The organism is Pseudomonas sp. GL-R-26 (assembly GCF_019947365.1).
Classification (GTDB): Bacteria; Pseudomonadota; Gammaproteobacteria; order Pseudomonadales; family Pseudomonadaceae; genus Aquipseudomonas.
This window is the reverse complement of record NZ_JAGYGI010000008.1, coordinates 99862-117149: the sequence shown is the minus strand read 5'-3', so window position 1 is coordinate 117149 and position 17288 is coordinate 99862. Positions and strand designations below refer to the sequence as shown.

Sequence of the window (17288 nt, the reverse complement as noted above, 5' to 3'; positions counted from 1 at the left end):
ACACGTTGTTGCCACGTGCCTGAGGCACTCCTATTCAGTTCGACGCACGGTAGAGTCCGTGCGCATCGATGTAGGCCAGGACCGCGTCGGGCACCAGGAAACGTACCGACTTACCGCTGGCCAGCAGTTGACGGATCTGGGTGGCGGATACCGCGAGCGGTGTCTGCCAGACGAATGCAATCTGTCCGCTCGGCCCTTTGAGGGCCAACGGGTCGCTCACCGAGCGCGCTGCCAGCAGGTTGCGCAAGGCATCCGGCGGTTCGCTGTCGGCATCCGGGCGTTGCAACACCAGGATATGGCAATGCTGGAGCAACTCTTCCCAGCGGTGCCAAGTGGGCAGGCCGCAAAAAGCGTCCCAGCCCAAAAGCAGAAAAACCTGGTCATCCGCGGCCAGTTCGGCGCGCATCAGTTCCAGGGTATCAATGGTGTAGGACGGTTTGTCCCGCTGCAATTCGCGGGCGTCCACCACCAACGGTGCCACACCGGCCACCGCGCACTCGACCATCGCCAGACGGTCTTTTGCCGACACCTGCGGCTTGTCCCGATGGGGCGGCCGGGCACTGGGTGTCAGGCGCAGTTCATCGAGCGCCAGTGTTTCGGCGACTTCCAGTGCACCGCGCAAATGGCCGATGTGCACCGGGTCGAACGTTCCGCCCAGCACGCCAATGCGGCGAGGGGCTGGCTCGCTGACGGTGACCGGGGCTGACGGGTCGAAGTCGCCCAAGTCAGACCGGCTCCTGTCCGCGCAACTGCCCGTCACCGACCACGATGTACTTCTCGCAGGTCAGTCCTTCGAGGCCCACCGGGCCGCGGGCGTGCAGCTTATCAGTAGAAATGCCGATCTCGGCACCCAATCCGTATTCGAAGCCATCGGCGAAGCATGTCGGGGTATTGATCATCACCGACGAGGAGTCGACTTCAGCCACGAAACGCCGGGTGTCGCCCTGATGTTCGCTGACAATCGAATCGGTGTGATGGGAACCGTAATGATTGATGTGCTCGATGGCTTGGTCCAATCCGTCGACTACGCGGATCGACAGAATCGCCGCCAGGTACTCGGTGCTCCAGTCTTCCTCGGTGGCCGGCACGGCATCGATGATCGCCCGGGTGCGCTCGCAACCGCGCAGTTCGACGCCTTTTTCGCGGAACTGGGCCGCCATCGCCGGCAGGAAATCCTTGGCGACGGTTTGATCCACCAGCAACGTTTCCATGGCACCGCAGATGCCATAACGGTAAGTCTTGGCGTTGAACGCAATGCGCTGGGCCTTGGCCAGGTCGGCGCGCTCACTCACATAAACATGGCAGATGCCGTCCAGATGCTTGATCACCGGTACACGGGCGTCACGGCTGACACGCTCGATCAGACCACGGCCGCCGCGCGGCACGATGACATCGACGTATTCGGGCATGGTGATCAGCGCGCCGACGGCAGCACGATCGGTGGTTTCGACCACTTGCACTACGGCAGCCGGCAAATCGGCCTCGGCCAGGCCACGCTGAATGCAGGCGGCGATGGCGCGATTGGAATGAATGGCCTCGGAACCGCCACGCAGGATGGTCGCGTTACCAGACTTCAGGCACAGGCTCGCGGCATCGATGGTCACGTTCGGCCGCGACTCGTAGATGATTCCGATCACGCCCAATGGCACGCGCATCTTGCCGACCTGAATACCGGACGGACGGAAGCTCATGTCGCGGATCGCGCCGACCGGGTCCGGCAGCGCTGCTACCTGACGCAGGCCGACGATCATGCCGTCGATACGCGCCGGGGTCAGTGCCAGGCGCTCAAGCAGGGCCGGCTCAAGACCATTGGCGCGACCAGCGGCCAAATCCTGTTCATTGGCCGCCGTCAGCTCGGCGCGGGCAGCGTCCAGCGCATTGGCGGCGGCCTGCAGGGCGCGGTTTTTCTGCGCGGTACTGGCACGGCCGATCACGCGGGAAGCTTCGCGGGCAGCGCGACCCAGGCGGGTCATGTAGTCAAGAACGGACTCAGTCATGGTCTGGCGTGGTCTTTGATTAGGTCTTGGTAAAGAGTAAAGCGACAGATTATAGCTGTCGCGCCCACTGACTAACAGCGGTGACGGGCGGATGGTCGAAATGGAGGGCAATTTGCCGATGTTCAGCCGGGATTAAGCTGCAAATTGTTATCATCACGACTCATTCAGCCCTGACAAATGCCGGTCATCATGTCCAACCTGACTGTTCGAGCGTCCGCCGTGAGCCTGCCCACGGGCCTCCCGGACGCGTTTTTCGACCGTGACGCGCAAATTCTGGCCCGGGACTTACTGGGCAAAGTCATTCGCCATCGGGTTGGTGACCTGTGGCTCAGTGCCCGGATCATCGAAACCGAAGCCTATTACTGCGCAGAAAAGGGTAGCCACGCGTCCCTCGGCTATACAGAAAAGCGTAAAGCCTTGTTTCTGGATGGCGGCCACATTTATATGTATTACGCCCGGGGTGGTGATTCACTGAATTTCAGCGCCCAAGGGCCGGGTAACGCCGTGTTGATCAAATCCGCCTACCCGTGGGTCGATCAATTGAGCGGGCCGGGCAGCCTGGCACAGATGCTATTGAACAATCCCGATGCCCAGGGCCGCCCTCGCCCGTCACAAAAACTCTGCGCCGGGCAAACCCTGCTGTGCAAGGCACTGGGCCTGAAAGTGCCAGCATGGGACGCCAAGCGCTTCGATCATGAGGTGCTGCTGGTAGAACACGTCGGCCAGACCCCTGCCCACATCATCCAGAGCACGCGCCTGGGCATTCCCCACGGACGCGACGAACACCTGATGTACCGTTTTGTCGACGCTGCCTACGCGGCTTATTGCACGCGCAACCCGCTACGACGGGGCCAGGTCGAAGGTCGCGATTATTTTGTGCTGTCCTGAGACTGACCCGGATTTTGAAACTGAAGGAATCCCCTGTGGGAGCGGGCTTGCCCGCGAAGGCGGAGTGTCAGGCGACGTCGATATCGACTGAAAGGGCCTATTCGCGGGCAAGCCCGCTCCCACAGGGGTCAGTGGCGCATTCAAAGTTGCACTTATCCCCTGGAAGCAATTGAACATTTGATGGAGTGGTTTTTATGGGCCTATGGCTCGATAGCGTGACCGGTTGGTTGACGGTCAACCCGCAATGGCTGGCGGCGGCAATATTCCTGGTGGCCTTTGTGGAATGCCTGGCGATTGCCGGGCTGATCGTCCCCGGCACGGTTTTACTGTTCACCGTTGCGGTGCTGGCCGGCAGCGGTGCGTTGCCGCTGAGTGAAACCTTGCTGCTGGGCTTCCTCGCCGGTGTGTTGGGTGACGTGGTTTCGTATTTCCTTGGACGGCATTTTCATCAGAACATCCGGCGCCTACCGGGCTTGCGCCATCATCCGGAGTGGATCGCCGGGGCCGAGGCCTATTTCCAGCGCTATGGCACCGCCAGCCTGCTGGTCGGGCGTTTTATCGGACCATTGCGGCCGATGCTGCCCATGGTCGCCGGCATGTGCGACATGCCCTTCCCACGTTTCATTGCCGTCAGTCTGCTGGCCGGTGCGGGCTGGTCGGTGGCTTATCTGCTGCCAGGCTGGGCTACCGGGGCGGCCATTCGATTGCCATTGCCTGAAGGTTTCTGGACCCAGGCCGGGATCGTTGCCGGCAGCATTGCGGTGATGGTGGGGTTGAGCGCCACCAGCAGCTTGCGCCAGCATCCCAGGGCTACAGCGTTGATCGCTGGCATGAGCTTTCTCATTCTGACGGGGTTGTTCATCGGCTATCCACACCTTGGCGCCCTCGATCAAGGGTTGATGACCCTGGTGCAGGAGCATCGCAACTCGATGCTTGATGAGGTGGCGGTGGTCTTCACGCTGATCGGCGAATTCCGCAACATGCTGTTGTTCAGCGTGCTGCTGACAGGTTTGCTGCTGCTGATGCGCCAATGGCGCCCGGCGATCTTCACCGCAAGCACCCTGCTCTGCACGGCATTGGCGAACACCGCGACCAAATACCTCTTTGCCCGAATGCGCCCCGAAGTGTTGAGCGATCCGCTCACCAGCTACAGCATGCCCAGCGGCCATGCTTCAGGGTCTTTCGCGCTGTTCCTCGCCCTCGCCGTCCTGGCGGGACGCGGACAACCGCCTCGGATGCGTCTGACCTGGTTATTGGTGGGCTGCCTGCCCGCAACGGCAATTGCGCTTTCGCGGGTTTACCTCGGAGCGCATTGGCCGACAGATGTATTGGCTGGCGCAATGCTGGCGGCGTGTGTCTGCGCGGCGAGCCTGTGGCTCATCCAGCGCAAGGAGCCGCTCAACGCCTTGCCCCCCAAGGTCTGGTGGCTGGTGTTGCCGGCGTTGCTGGCATTGTTCGGCTTCTTCGTGTTGCGGCATTTGCCGCATACGATGCTGCGGTATGCGTATTAGCAAAAGCGCCTGTCAGGCAAACAACTCCCCCTGCAACTCATCCAGCAACGCCTGAATCGCATCCAGTCGTTGCTGCGGATCATCGAGTTGCAGCAGGTCGATCTTGTCCAGTTCAGCGAAAGGCAACAGGTACGCCAACTGATTGGCCAGCGACTGCTGGCCGGTCGCTTCGGTGCCCATGTTCAAGGCTTCAACCATTGGGTGTTCCGCCAGGGCCTTGAGCAATGCCACCAGATCGGCGTCCTCATCCTGCAGTGGCTGCTCCGGTTCGTCTTCCAGCCACTCGACCTCGGCGACGGTCAACTGATCGCGCTGGACTTCCGTTCGCAATACATGGAATCGCCGTCCGCCCTGAACCCGAATCCCCAGCAGACCGTTGTCCTGCTGTTTGAAATCGGTAATCAGCGCTTCACAGCCCACCAGCGCGTAGCCGGCCGGAGCGATCCCGACCTCTTCACCCTCGAGGATGCATACCACGCCGAAACCACCGCCCTGCTTCATGCAGCGGCCGATCATGTCCAGATAGCGCGCCTCGAAAATCTGCAAATCGAGGATGCAGCCTGGAAACAGCACTGTATTGAGCGGAAAAAGCGGCAGACTCATAGACATTTCCTTACACCACCATCGACACCGCCAACGGCAGGAACACCGCCGTGGCCACGCCCATCAAACTCATCGCCAGCGCCGCGAAGGCGCCGCATTCTTCACTTTCCTGCATCGCCACCGCCGTGCCGACCGCGTGGGCCGTCATGCCCAGCGCCATACCCCTGGCTTCCGGGCTATGCACGCCCAGCCTGGTTAACAGGGCTGGACCGAAAATCGCCCCGATCACGCCAGTAATCAAGACGAACACCGCTGCCAACGCCGCGACACCACCGATCTGCTCGGCCACCAACATAGCGATAGGCGAGGTCACCGATTTCGGCGCCATGGTCATCAGGATCATATGTTCGGCACCGAACGACCAGCCCAGCAACACGCCCATCCCCGTGGCCACCACCCCACCTATCACCAGCGTAGTAAATATCGGCCAGAACAACTGCCGAATCCGTCGCAGGTTGAGATAAAGCGGCACCGCCAGGGCGACAGTGGCAGGGCCGAGCAGGATGCTGAGAATCTCGGTGCTCTTGCGGTACTCGGCGTAAGTCAGGCCGCAGCCCACCAGCACGCCGATCACCAGCAACATGGAGACCAACACCGGCTGCAAAAAGATCCAGCGGGTTTTCTCGAATGCCGCCAGGACGAGTTGATAGGCGCCAAGGGTAATGCCGATACCAAACAAGGGATGATGAATCACCGACGTCCAGGCGCCGTGCCAGTCGAAGATCATTGGCTGTCCTCGGAGTGAGCATGACCCTTGACCATGCGTTGCATCAGCACCCCGGCGAAGGCCATGGAAAGCAGCAGCGACAACACCAGCGCACCGACAATGGCCCAGAAGTCCGCCGCGATGTCAGCGGCGTAGACCATCACGCCCACGGCCGGCGGCACCAGCAACAGCGGCAGGTAGCGCAGCAGGCTGCTGGCCGCCAGGTTCAGCGGCTCGCCGACCTGTCCGCGACAGATGAGGTACACCAGCAATAGCAGCAACCCCACAATCGGTCCCGGCAGCACCGGCAAGAACAAATGATTGATCGCAGTGCCGAGCAATTGGAACAGCACCAGCCACGTCAGGCCCCGTAACAACATCAAAGATCTCCCGCAAAATCCGTCACCCGCATTGGCCAGGCATTATAAGCATGCTCACGCTATAGACCGGCATTCGCCAAAAGCATGGTCAGTTGACCGGAGCGTTTGGCCATGTTGATCTAAAGTGGTAAGCCGGGAGGTCAGATCCCCGCAAGCCAAAACCATAAAACCGATGAACCCAAGGAGAGTCTCAATGCCCTATGTTCCAGTTGCAGAGCTCAAAGATTATGTCGGCAAGGAACTTGGACGTTCCGAATGGCTCACCATCGATCAGGACCGCATCAACCTGTTCGCCGAAGCCACAGGGGATTTTCAGTTCATCCACGTCGACCCGGTCAAGGCCGCGCAAACGCCATTTGGCAGCACCATCGCTCATGGTTTCCTGTCGTTATCACTGATCCCGAAACTGATGGAAGACATCCTCGTCATGCCCGAAGGCTTGAAGATGGTGGTCAACTACGGCCTCGACAGCGTGCGCTTCATCCAGCCGGTCAAGGTCAATTCGAAAGTGCGCCTGAAGGTCGACCTGACCGAAGTCATCGAGAAGAAACCCGGCCAATGGCTGCTCAAGGCCACCACCACCCTGGAAATCGAAGGTTCGGACAAACCGGCGTACATCGCCGAACCCCTGTCCCTGTGCTTCGTATAAACCGTCCTGGATGCGAAGCAGCTCATGCTGTTTCGCGCCCTCTGCCGGTACCTCGCCCTGTATAAGGGCACATAGCTGCGGCATACTCCCTCGCCTAATTGCCCGGAATCCGCTATGCGCCCACTTGCACTCCTCGCCTTGACCCTGATGCTCACCGCTTGCGGCAACGGCGAATCGCCATTGCCTCCTGACGCACGCCTACCCGACGGCGGACGCTATCGCGGTGACCTGGTCAATGGCTTGCTGCAAGGCAAGGGGCGTATCGACTACCCGAACGGCAGCTGGTACGCCGGCGAATTCGACAAGGGCCAGTGGCAAGGCCAGGGCGAATGGCATGGCAGCAATGGCGAAGTCTATCGCGGGCAGTTCAATCAGGGACTGTTCGACGGCCAGGGGGCACTGACCACCAACGCCAGCAGCTACAGCGGCGGCTTCAAGGCCGGCCGGCGCAACGGCGAAGGCACCCTCAAAGAAAACGGCATGAGCTATCGCGGAGAGTTCAAGGCCGATCAATACGCCGGCCTGGGTCGCCTCGAACTCGAAGACGGCAGCTCCTATCAGGGCCAGTTCGCCCACGGCAAACCCAATGGCGAAGGACAACGCGGCGACGGCAACGGCAATCAGTTCACCGGGCACTTCGTCGACGGCCAACTGGAAGGCAACGGGACTTTCAACAGCGCCGACGGCGACATGTATGTCGGCGGCTTCAAGAACAATCAACTGCACGGCAAGGGCCGCTACGAAAACGCCGACGGCGATGTCTGGCTGGGCCAGTTCAAGGAAGGCTCGCTGAACGGCAAGGGTGAGTTGATCGGCACTGACGGCAGCCACTACATCGGCCAGTTCAATGACTGGCGCTTTTCCGGCCAGGGCCGGCTGAACCTGTCCGACGGCAGCTTTTACACCGGCCAGTTCGACAACGACAGTTACCAGGGGCGCGGCACATTGGTGTTGACCGATGGCACCGTGCTCAGCGGCACCTGGATCAACGGCCAGCGTGTACGCGACGCCGAGGGCAAATTATTGCCCGACACCCTGGAGCTCGGCCTGCTGGCCCAGGGGCGCCTGCTCGACGCAGCGCTGGCCAACGTTCCACCCTCGACCCCGGCGGTGGAGCTGTATTCGTTGACCCTGGGTGGCGACGGCAAGCAAAGCGTGTTTCTGCGCGAATCCGACTACGTCGCCAACATGCTCACCACCCGTTTCGGCACCTTTGGCCAGATCCGTCTGGTGAACCATCGTGACCACCTCGCCGACCGCCCGATGGCCACCCGGGAAAACCTGCGCCGGGCTGCCCTGACGCTGGCCGAACGCAGCGGTCCGGAAGACCTGATTTTCATCTACCTGACCAGCCACGGCACCAGCGAACACGAACTGGTGCTGGACCAGCCACGCATGGAATTGGCCGATCTGCCGGCCGACGAATTGGCCGCTGTTCTCGCCCCCCTGAAAAACCGCGACAAGATCATCGTGATTTCGTCCTGCTACTCCGGCGGTTTCATTCCCGCCCTCAAGGATGAACGGACCCTCATCATGACGGCCTCGCGAGCCGACCGAGTGTCCTTCGGTTGCTCGGAGGAAGCCAACTTCACTTACTTCGGCGACGCCCTGTTCGCCCAGGCCCTGAACCAGACCGATGACCTGGAACAAGCCTTCAAACTGGCCAAGGCCACTGTCGCCGAACGTGAGCTGGCAGACGGATTCGAAGCGTCCGAACCACAGATCTGGGCACCGAAAACCGTGCTCTCGCATTGGCAGTTACTGCGCAAACAGCAGGCACGAAAAGCCCTGCAAAGTGCGTCCATCGAAAGCAAGGATGCAAACAGCAACTAAGCTGAATAGTATCAAGGGAGAAACACTATGTACTTGACGCCTCAGCACGTATTGCTTGCCGGAGCCACCGGGCTGACCGGTGAGCATCTGCTTGATCGCCTGCTTAACGAGCCAACGATTACCCGGGTATTGGCCCCCTCACGCCGGCCGCTGGCCAAGCACCCGCACCTTGAAAACCCCGTCGGCAATCCGGCGGAGTTTCTGCCGCAGTTGAACGGCCGTGTCGACATCGCCTACTGCTGCCTGGGCACCACCATCAAACAGGCGGGCTCGGAACAGGCGTTCCGCGCGGTGGACCTGGACATGGTCGTGGCCTTTGCCAAACGCGCACGGGAGATGGGCGCACGGCACCTGATCGTGATCAGTGCTCTGGGAGCCGATCGCAGATCCTCGATTTTCTACAACCGGGTCAAAGGCGAGATGGAGTACGCATTGCGCGCGCAGGACTGGCCGCAGCTGACAATCTGCCGCCCTTCGCTGTTGCTGGGTGATCGCACTGAACCGCGACTGGGCGAGAAGTTCGCCGGTCCGTTGTCTCGGCTGATCCCTGGCAAATACCACGGTATCGAGGCATGCCAACTGGCTCGCGCGATGTGGCGTCTGGCGCTGGAAGAGCAGGACGGGGTCAGGGTTGTCGAGTCGGATGAGCTGCGCAAACTCGGCAAGTGATCCGCGGACCTGTGGCGAGGGGGCTTGCCCCCGTTGGGTCGCGAAGCGGCCCTCTTCGTTTGTTCAGTAACACTGAGTCGCACCGGATTACGACTGCTGCGCAGCCGAACGTGGCGGTGCGGCGTTCCGACAAGCCCCCTCGCCACAAAAGCGCTATACCTACAAACCACCCGTCGCCTGAAAACTCACCCCTATCACCGTCAGTAATGACAGCGGCAACAGCAGCGTGTCGAGCAACGCACTCGCCGGCAGATCAACGCCCGGGTAGCTCGGCGCTTCCGCGCCGAAACGGTCCATGGCGCAGCACCCACCGTTCATCGCGTACAAATCCAGACGAGTTCCCGAGTACACCACCGGCGCCCCCGGCTTGGCCGCATCGAGGGTGCGCGCCGTGGCGCACCCGGCCAATTGCAGCGCCAGCACCATCACCAGCAACTTATTCATCGCTGGTCAGATGATGCTCGCCCCAGCGCGGCAACATGTCCTGAGGAATATTCAGCAGGTTAAGGATCCGTGCCACGACGAAATCGATCAGGTCGTCGATGGTTTGCGGCTGATGATAGAAGCCCGGTGATGCCGGCAGGATTGTCACGCCCATGTTCGACAACTTGAGCATGTGCTCCAGGTGAATGCTCGAATACGGCGCTTCACGGGGCACCAGGATCAACTGCCGACGCTCTTTGAGCGTCACATCGGCGGCCCGTTCGATCAGGTTGTTGCAGGCGCCGGTAGCGATGGCCGACAACGTGCCCGTGGAACACGGCACCACCACCATTGCCGCTGGCGCGCCGGAGCCCGAAGCCACCGGCGACATCCAGTCTTCCTTGCCGTACACCCGAATCTGCCCGGCGGCAGCCCCCGTGTATTCGGTGAGGAACGCCTGCATCATCTGCGGCTTGGCCGGCAGCGTGACGTCGGTTTCGGTGGCCATCACCAACTGCGCGGCCTTGGAAATCATGAAGTGCACTTCACGATCTTCCCGCACCAGACAGTCGAGCAGGCGCAAACCGTACTGGGCGCCTGAAGCGCCGGTCATCGCCAGGGTGATGCGGTCCGGGCCGTTGTTCATTTAAGCGCCTCGGCCAGTTTGCCGTGCAGGCCGCCGAAGCCGCCGTTGCTCATGATCACCACGTGGGTGCCGGGCCGGGCCTGGCTTTTCACGCGCTCGATGATGCCTTCCAGGGAGTCGCTGACAATCGACGGCACGGTGCACAGCGCCGCGGTGCCCGCCAGATCCCAGCCGAGGTTGGCCGGTGCGTACCAGATCACCTGATCGGCATCGACCACGCTTTCCGGCAATCCGTCTCGGTGTGCGCCAAGCTTCATGGAGTTGGAACGCGGCTCGATGATCGCAATCAACGGTGCATCGCCGATGCGCTTGCGCAGGCCATCCAGCGTGGTGGCGATGGCAGTCGGGTGGTGAGCGAAGTCGTCATAAATGGTGATGCCACCGACTTCCGCGACTTTTTCCATCCGGCGCTTCACGCTTTTGAAAGCGCTCAACGCGGCGATGCCCATGGACGGCACCACACCGACGTGGCGTGCAGCAGCCAGGGTCGCCAGGGCGTTGGCGACGTTGTGCTGGCCAGTCATGTCCCACTCGACCACGCCCTGGGCGACACCTTCGAACATCACTTCGAACTTCGAGCCATCTTCACTGAGCAGCTTGACCTGCCACTGACCGCCGGCACCGGTGGTTTGCACCGGCGTCCAGCAACCCATCTCGATCACGCGCTGCAAGGCCGGCTCAGTGGTCGGATGAATCACCAAGCCTTCGCTCGGGATGGTCCGCACCAAGTGATGGAACTGCCGCTCGATGGCCGGCAGGTCCGGGAAGATGTCCGCGTGATCAAATTCAAGGTTGTTCAGGATTGCCGTGCGCGGGCGGTAGTGCACGAACTTGGAGCGCTTGTCGAAGAACGCACTGTCGTACTCGTCGGCTTCAATGACGAAGAACGGCGTATCGCCCAGGCGCGCCGACACCGAGAAGTTTTGCGGCACGCCGCCAATCAGGAAGCCCGGGGCCATGCCCGCGTGCTCCAGCACCCAGGCCAGCATGCTGCTGGTGGTGGTCTTGCCGTGCGTACCGGCAACCGCCAGCACCCAGCGACCTTGCAGCACGTGATCGGCCAGCCATTGCGGGCCGGAGACGTAAGGCAGGCCTTTGTTCAGCACGTACTCCACAGCCGGGTTGCCCCGGGACATGGCGTTGCCGATCACCACCAGATCAGGGGCCGGATCGAGTTGCGCCGGGTCATAGCCTTGGGTCAATTCAATGCCCTGGGCTTGCAGCTGAGTGCTCATCGGCGGATAGACGTTGGCATCGGAGCCCGTCACGTGATGGCCCAACTCCTTGGCCAGAACCGCCATTGACCCCATGAAAGTGCCGCAGATACCAAGAATATGAATGTGCATAGTCGACCTCGTAAAACATGGCCGCAGGTTAGCTTAGGGAGGGGAAAATCGCACCTTGTGTTTCAGTATATGAAGACGCCTTCGCGAGCAGGCTCGCTCCCACAAGGCCTGCGCAGACCCTGTGAGAGCGAACCTGCTCGCGAAGGGCGCGACACGGTCTACCGGGCAATCCCGTGTTTACGCAGCTTCCGATAGAGGGTGTTTCGACTGACCCCCAACTGCTCAGCCGTGTGAGTCATATGCCAGCGCGTCTGCCCCAGCGCCGTGAGCAACGCCAGCCGTTCGGCATCTTCCAGTGGATGCTCCGATGGCTCCTCGATAGCCTGTGCCACCGCCGGCCTGGCCGAACGAATCATCGCCGGCAAATCCTCCAGCCCGATCCGCCCGCCCTCACACAACGCCGACAACGTACGCAGCACATTTCGCAACTGCCGCACGTTGCCCGGCCAGGCAAACCCCAATAAGGCCTCCCGCGCCGGCCCGTCGATCAACACCGTTTCTCCGCCCGCCTCCTCGGCCAGCAAAAAATCGAGCAACCGAGATTTGTCGCTACGATCACGCAAGGCCGGCAACGCGACTTCCAGCCCGTTGAGGCGGTAATACAAATCCTCACGGAAGCTGCCGCCCTGCACACGATCCAGCAAGTTGCGGTGAGTGGCGCTGATGATCCGCACATTCACCGCTTCCGGTTCGCCACCGATCGGCACCACTTGCCGGTCTTCCAGCACCCTCAGCAAGCGCGTCTGCAAGGCCAGTGGCATGTCACCGATTTCATCGAGGAATAACGTCCCGCCGTCGGCCTGTTGCAACTTGCCGCGCATGCCTTCTTTGCGCGCACCGGTAAAGCTGCCGCCGCGATATCCGAACAGCTCGCTTTCGATCAGGCTTTCGGGAATGGCCGCGCAATTGAGGGCGACAAAGGCTTTCTCCGCCCGCTGGCTGGCGTGGTGCACCGCTTTGGCAAAGGCCTCCTTGCCGGACCCGGTTTCGCCGTTGATCAGCAGCGGCACGTCGCGCTCATAGACGCGCAAGGCCTTGCGGAAGTCCGCCTGCAACGTCGCGTCATCCAGGCAAATGCCCGACAGGCGCGGCGCTTGTGCAACCTTGGCCGCTGGCACCATCGGAATCGGCAGCGGTCGCCGTGCCTCACCGCGCAATACCGCGAACAGCTTGCGACCATCACGGGTGCGCAACGGCCAACTGGCGGCGGCATTGGTGCTCGCGCGTCCGAGCAACTCATCGAGCGAGCAATCGAAAAACGCCTCAACCGGCTTACCCAGCAACCCGCCACGAATATGTCCCAACAGGTTCAGCGCACTCTGATTGACCGCGCAAATGCGCCCTTCCCCGTCGAACGCCAGCAACCCTTCGCTGAACAAACCGACGGACTCGGCCTGCAAGTGAAAACGCAGCAACCATTGATTGTCGAAGCAGCGCAGGAAGTAGCAACTCTCGATCATCTTCGCCGACAGATTGACCAGCGCCATGGTGTGGAACTGGCTTTGCCGCGACACATCACGCCGCGCCGACGACACGTCGAGCACCGCCAGCAATTCGCCATGGGGATCGAAGACCGGGCTCGCCGAGCAGGTCAGGCCGGTGTGGCGGCCGCGAAAGTGTTCGTCCTGATGGATGGTCAGCGACTGACGTTCCACCAGGCAGGTGCCGATACCATTGGTGCCTTCGCAGGCCTCGCTCCAGTCGGCACCGAGCCAGAGGCCGGCACGCTCGAAAATCTGCCGCTCGGAGGGCGCGGTGACGCAGTTGAGGATCACGCCGCGGGCGTCGGTCAGCAGCACTGCATGGCCGGCGCCGGAGAGTTGTTGATGCAGGCTGGTCATTTCATTGCCGGCGATGTGCAGCACTTGCTGCAAGCGCTCGCGGCTTTCCAGGACACGGCCATGTTCCAGCACCGTCGGCGCGATGCTCAGGGCCGGATCGAGGTGATAGTCCTCAAGGCAGCGCAGCCAGGAACGGGCGATGGACGGATCACTGCCAGGACCGTGGAGGTGGGTCTTGCCCTGAGTCACCGTCAATACTTGCTGGGCATGGCGACTCAAATGATTGTCGTGCATTTCTTATTATTCTCCCCGGGGCTCGGCGTCCCGTGCATGAGGTGATGCCGAGCATCCTCCAGCCCGGCCCGCATTGCAATGCCTGCAAGACCGGTTGGTCACGAGCTGTGCCACAAAGGGTACAAAGTGTCACCATGGCTGTACCGAAAGCGTCACAGGCGCTGCCCGCCCGTCCGACAAAAACCTCGCAAGGCCTTGATTTACCTGACATGCAAGGCACTGGCCCGGCCCTTGCTCTACGCTTAAAGCAAGCGCACATGCGCGACTCCCTATAAGCACAAAAGCAAGGAGAGACCACCATGCGTTACGCTCACCCCGGTACTGAAGGCGCTATCGTTTCGTTCAAAGCCAAATACGGTAACTACATCGGCGGCGAGTTCGTCGCGCCTGTCAAAGGTCAGTACTTCACCAATACCTCGCCAGTGAATGGCCAACCGATTGCCGAATTCCCCCGTTCCACGGCCGAAGACATCGACAAGGCCCTGGACGCTGCCCACGCCGCTGCCGATGCCTGGGGCGCCACGTCCGCCCAGGCGCGCTCGCTGGTGCTGCTGAAAATCGCCGACCGCATCGAACAGAACCTGGAGCTGCTGGCGATCACCGAGTCCTGGGACAACGGCAAAGCCGTGCGTGAAACCCTCAACGCCGACATCCCGCTGGCCGCCGACCACTTCCGCTACTTCGCCGGCTGCATTCGCGCTCAGGAAGGCAGTGCTGCCGAAATCGACGGCAACACAGTGGCCTATCACATCCATGAACCCCTGGGCGTGGTCGGGCAGATCATCCCGTGGAACTTCCCGATCCTGATGGCCGCCTGGAAACTCGCCCCGGCTCTCGCCGCTGGCAACTGCGTGGTACTCAAACCCGCCGAGCAAACCCCGCTGGGCATCACCGTGCTGCTCGAACTGATCGGCGACCTGCTGCCACCCGGCGTGCTGAACATCGTCCAGGGTTTCGGTCGCGAAGCCGGCGAAGCGCTGGCCACCAGCAAGCGCATCGCCAAGATCGCTTTCACCGGCTCGACCCCGGTCGGCTCGCACATCATGAAATGCGCGGCGGAAAACATCATTCCGTCCACTGTTGAACTGGGTGGCAAGTCGCCAAACATCTTCTTCGAAGACATCATGAAGGCCGAACCGTCCTTCATCGAGAAGGCCGCCGAAGGCCTGGTGCTGGCGTTCTTCAACCAGGGCGAAGTCTGCACCTGCCCATCCCGCGCCCTGGTGCAAGAGTCGATCTACGACGAATTCATGCAAGTGGTGATGAAGAAGGTCCTGCAAATCAAGCGTGGCGACCCGCTGGATACCGACACCATGGTCGGCGCCCAGGCGTCCGAGCAGCAATTCGACAAAATCCTTTCGTACCTGGAAATCGCCAAGGGCGAAGGCGCCGAGCTGCTGACTGGCGGCAAGGTGGAAAAACTCGAGGGTAGCCTGGCAAGCGGGTATTACATCCAGCCGACCCTGCTCAAGGGCACCAACAAAATGCGCGTGTTCCAGGAAGAAATCTTTGGCCCGGTGGTGAGCATCACCACCTTCAAGGACGAAGCTGAAGCCCTGGCCATCGCCAACGACACCGAGTTCGGCCTGGGTGCCGGCCTCTGGACCCGCGATATCAACCGCGCCTACCGCATGGGCCGTGCCATCAAGGCCGGCCGGGTGTGGACCAACTGCTACCACCTGTACCCGGCGCACGCCGCGTTCGGTGGTTACAAGAAGTCCGGCGTCGGTCGTGAAACCCACAAGATGATGCTCGACCACTATCAGCAGACCAAAAACCTGCTGGTGAGCTACGACATCAATCCGCTGGGCTTCTTCTAAAAACCGGGGGCGACACAGGTGTTTCTGTGTCGCCCTTTCTACCGCCTTCGCGAGCAAGCCCGCTCCCACAGGTTTTTGTGGTGAATCCACCTTTTGAGACCTGACACAGAACTCTGTGGGAGCGAGCTTGCTCGCGATGGCATCCTAAATGACTCGACACTCAAGGCCTGGCCGCTCTGGCACGGGCCTTGCCTACCCATCATTCAGGATTTGCACCCAACCCGTCGTACCCGAAAGTCCAAAAGATTGAACAATAAAAATTAGAGAGGACTTATGACTACTTCTTCCACACAGCTCAAACCCACACTCGGCACCCTGCATTTATGGGGTATTGCCGTCGGCCTGGTGATTTCCGGCGAGTACTTCGGCTGGAGTTACGGCTGGGGCACCGCAGGCACGCTGGGTTTTCTCGTCACCGCGTTGATGGTGGCGACGATGTACACCTGCTTCATCTTCAGCTTCACCGAACTGACGACGGCGATTCCCCACGCTGGCGGACCGTTTGCCTACAGCCGCCGGGCCTTTGGTGAGAAAGGCGGGTTGATCGCCGGCATCGCCACCCTGATCGAATTCGTCTTTGCGCCACCGGCCATCGCCATGGCCATCGGCGCCTACCTCAACGTGCAATACCCGGAACTTGACCCGAAAATCGCCGCTGTTGGCGCCTATTTCGTGTTCATGGGCCTGAACATCCTCGGCGTCAGCATCGCGGCCACCTTCGAGTTGGTGGTCACTGTGCTGGCGGTCGCCGAATTGCTGGTGTTCATGGGCGTGGTCGCCCCGGGCTTCAGCTTCAGTAACTTCGTACTCAATGGCTGGTCCGGTTCGAACGAGTTCACGATGGGCTCGATTCCCGGTATTTTCGCCGCCATTCCCTTCGCGATCTGGTTCTTCCTCGCCATCGAAGGCGCGGCCATGGCCGCCGAGGAAGCCAAGGACCCGAAACGCACGATCCCCAAGGCCTACGTCAGCGGCATTCTGACCCTGGTGTTCCTGGCCATCGGCGTGATGGTGATGGCCGGCGGCGTCGGCGACTGGCGTCAATTGTCGAACATCAACGATCCGTTGCCCCAGGCGATGAAAGCCGTGGTCGGCAATAATTCGACCTGGATGCACATGCTGGTATGGATCGGTCTGTTCGGCCTGGTGGCGAGCTTCCACGGGATCATTCTTGGCTATTCCCGGCAGTTCTTCGCCCTGGCTCGCGCCGGTTACTTGCCCAAAGGCCTGGCCAAACTCTCGCGCTTCCAGACGCCGCATCGGGCGATTCTGGCCGGTGGCGTGATCGGCATCGCGGCGATCTACAGCGACGGCCTGGTCAACCTGCAAGGCATGACCCTGACGGCGGCGATGATCACCATGTCGGTATTCGGCGCCATCGTGATGTACATCATCAGTATGCTGAGCCTGTTCAAGCTGCGTAAGACCGAACCGAACCTGGAGCGCACCTTCCGCGCGCCGGGCTATCCGATCGTGCCGGGGATCGCGTTGTTCCTGGCGGTGGTGTGCCTGGTGGCGATGGCCTGGTTCAACACCCTGATCGGCCTGGTTTTCCTCGGCTTCATGGTTGCCGGTTACCTGTACTTCCAGTTGACCGCCAAGCAACGTTCCGAGGCACCGGCAGACGCTATGCTCGAAGGTATATGAATGCACCGGCGCCGGGCCCCGAGCCTGGCGCCTGCATTATTGAAGTGCATGCAATTCCCCACAGAAAAGCGGATCGAATTTTTGAATTGATCAGG

At 61.2% G+C, this 17288-nt stretch carries 16 protein-coding genes; 7 read left to right on the top strand and 9 right to left on the bottom strand.

Annotation, left to right across the window (positions count from 1 at the left end; genetic code table 11):
• Window positions 1-34: 34 nt before the first annotated feature.
• Window positions 35-724, bottom strand: a complete 690-nt coding sequence (nadD, locus tag KGA96_RS10750; RefSeq protein WP_046041678.1) for a nicotinate-nucleotide adenylyltransferase — start codon at window positions 722-724, stop codon at window positions 35-37.
• A gap of 1 nt (window position 725) precedes the next feature.
• The gene (locus KGA96_RS10745) at window positions 726-1997 is read right to left on the bottom strand and encodes a glutamate-5-semialdehyde dehydrogenase (RefSeq protein ID WP_046041677.1); all 1272 of its coding nucleotides are present in this window, start codon (window positions 1995-1997) and stop codon (window positions 726-728) included.
• A 189-nt stretch (window positions 1998-2186) separates the two neighbouring features.
• Here KGA96_RS10745 and KGA96_RS10740 point away from each other — a divergent pair, with 189 nt between their 5' ends.
• Window positions 2187-2885, top strand: a complete 699-nt coding sequence (locus KGA96_RS10740; protein ID WP_046041833.1) for a DNA-3-methyladenine glycosylase — start codon at window positions 2187-2189, stop codon at window positions 2883-2885.
• 194 nt (window positions 2886-3079) lie between these two features.
• A complete protein-coding gene (locus KGA96_RS10735) occupies window positions 3080-4396 on the top strand; it encodes a bifunctional DedA family/phosphatase PAP2 family protein (RefSeq protein ID WP_223512741.1) in 1317 nt (438 codons plus the stop codon).
• A gap of 12 nt (window positions 4397-4408) precedes the next feature.
• Here KGA96_RS10735 and KGA96_RS10730 read toward each other — a convergent pair whose 3' ends face one another.
• Genes KGA96_RS10730 through KGA96_RS10720 form a run of 3 tightly spaced genes read right to left on the bottom strand, consistent with a single transcriptional unit; the run spans window position 4409 to window position 6085 of the window.
• On the bottom strand, window positions 4409-4999 hold the full coding sequence (locus KGA96_RS10730; protein ID WP_046041675.1) for an LON peptidase substrate-binding domain-containing protein: 591 nt from the start codon (window positions 4997-4999) through the stop codon (window positions 4409-4411).
• A 10-nt stretch (window positions 5000-5009) separates the two neighbouring features.
• Window positions 5010-5726: an LrgB family protein gene (locus KGA96_RS10725; RefSeq protein WP_046041674.1), complete on the bottom strand. Its 717-nt coding sequence runs from the start codon at window positions 5724-5726 to the stop codon at window positions 5010-5012.
• On the bottom strand, window positions 5723-6085 hold the full coding sequence (locus KGA96_RS10720) for a CidA/LrgA family protein (RefSeq protein WP_046041673.1): 363 nt from the start codon (window positions 6083-6085) through the stop codon (window positions 5723-5725). The genes KGA96_RS10725 and KGA96_RS10720 overlap by 4 nt, the downstream gene beginning before the upstream one ends.
• A 193-nt stretch (window positions 6086-6278) precedes the next feature.
• Between KGA96_RS10720 and KGA96_RS10715 the strand changes: the two genes are divergently transcribed.
• From KGA96_RS10715 to KGA96_RS10705, 3 genes are all read left to right on the top strand, one after another.
• Window positions 6279-6734: a MaoC family dehydratase gene (locus KGA96_RS10715; protein WP_046041672.1), complete on the top strand. Its 456-nt coding sequence runs from the start codon at window positions 6279-6281 to the stop codon at window positions 6732-6734.
• A 114-nt stretch (window positions 6735-6848) separates the two neighbouring features.
• A complete protein-coding gene (locus KGA96_RS10710; protein WP_223512740.1) occupies window positions 6849-8567 on the top strand; it encodes a C13 family peptidase in 1719 nt (572 codons plus the stop codon).
• 27 nt (window positions 8568-8594) lie between these two features.
• The gene (locus KGA96_RS10705; RefSeq protein WP_046041670.1) at window positions 8595-9236 is read left to right on the top strand and encodes an oxidoreductase; all 642 of its coding nucleotides are present in this window, start codon (window positions 8595-8597) and stop codon (window positions 9234-9236) included.
• A 159-nt stretch (window positions 9237-9395) separates the two neighbouring features.
• Here KGA96_RS10705 and KGA96_RS10700 read toward each other — a convergent pair whose 3' ends face one another.
• The 4 genes from KGA96_RS10700 to KGA96_RS10685 form a co-directional block, all read right to left on the bottom strand.
• A complete protein-coding gene (locus KGA96_RS10700) occupies window positions 9396-9680 on the bottom strand; it encodes a YceK/YidQ family lipoprotein (RefSeq protein ID WP_046041669.1) in 285 nt (94 codons plus the stop codon).
• Entirely contained in the window at window positions 9673-10305 is a 633-nt protein-coding gene (gene ubiX, locus KGA96_RS10695) for a flavin prenyltransferase UbiX (RefSeq protein WP_046041668.1), read from the bottom strand. Before ubiX ends, KGA96_RS10700 begins: the two co-directional genes overlap by 8 nt.
• Window positions 10302-11651: a UDP-N-acetylmuramate:L-alanyl-gamma-D-glutamyl-meso-diaminopimelate ligase gene (mpl, locus tag KGA96_RS10690; protein ID WP_046041667.1), complete on the bottom strand. Its 1350-nt coding sequence runs from the start codon at window positions 11649-11651 to the stop codon at window positions 10302-10304. The genes ubiX and mpl overlap by 4 nt, the downstream gene beginning before the upstream one ends.
• 158 nt (window positions 11652-11809) lie before the next feature.
• Window positions 11810-13726 carry a sigma-54-dependent Fis family transcriptional regulator gene (locus KGA96_RS10685; RefSeq protein WP_046041666.1) on the bottom strand — a complete coding sequence of 639 codons (1917 nt, stop codon included), beginning with the start codon at window positions 13724-13726 and terminating at the stop codon, window positions 11810-11812.
• Window positions 13727-14025: 299 nt separating this feature from the next.
• On the opposite strand from KGA96_RS10685, the gene KGA96_RS10680 reads away from it, so the two are divergent.
• Both KGA96_RS10680 and eat read left to right on the top strand, forming a co-directional pair.
• Window positions 14026-15546, top strand: a complete 1521-nt coding sequence (locus KGA96_RS10680; protein ID WP_046041665.1) for an aldehyde dehydrogenase family protein — start codon at window positions 14026-14028, stop codon at window positions 15544-15546.
• Window positions 15547-15819: 273 nt separating this feature from the next.
• Window positions 15820-17193 (top strand): ethanolamine permease, encoded by a 1374-nt coding sequence (eat, locus tag KGA96_RS10675; protein WP_008052345.1) that lies wholly within the window; start codon window positions 15820-15822, stop codon window positions 17191-17193.
• The last annotated feature ends 95 nt before the right edge of the window (window positions 17194-17288 follow it).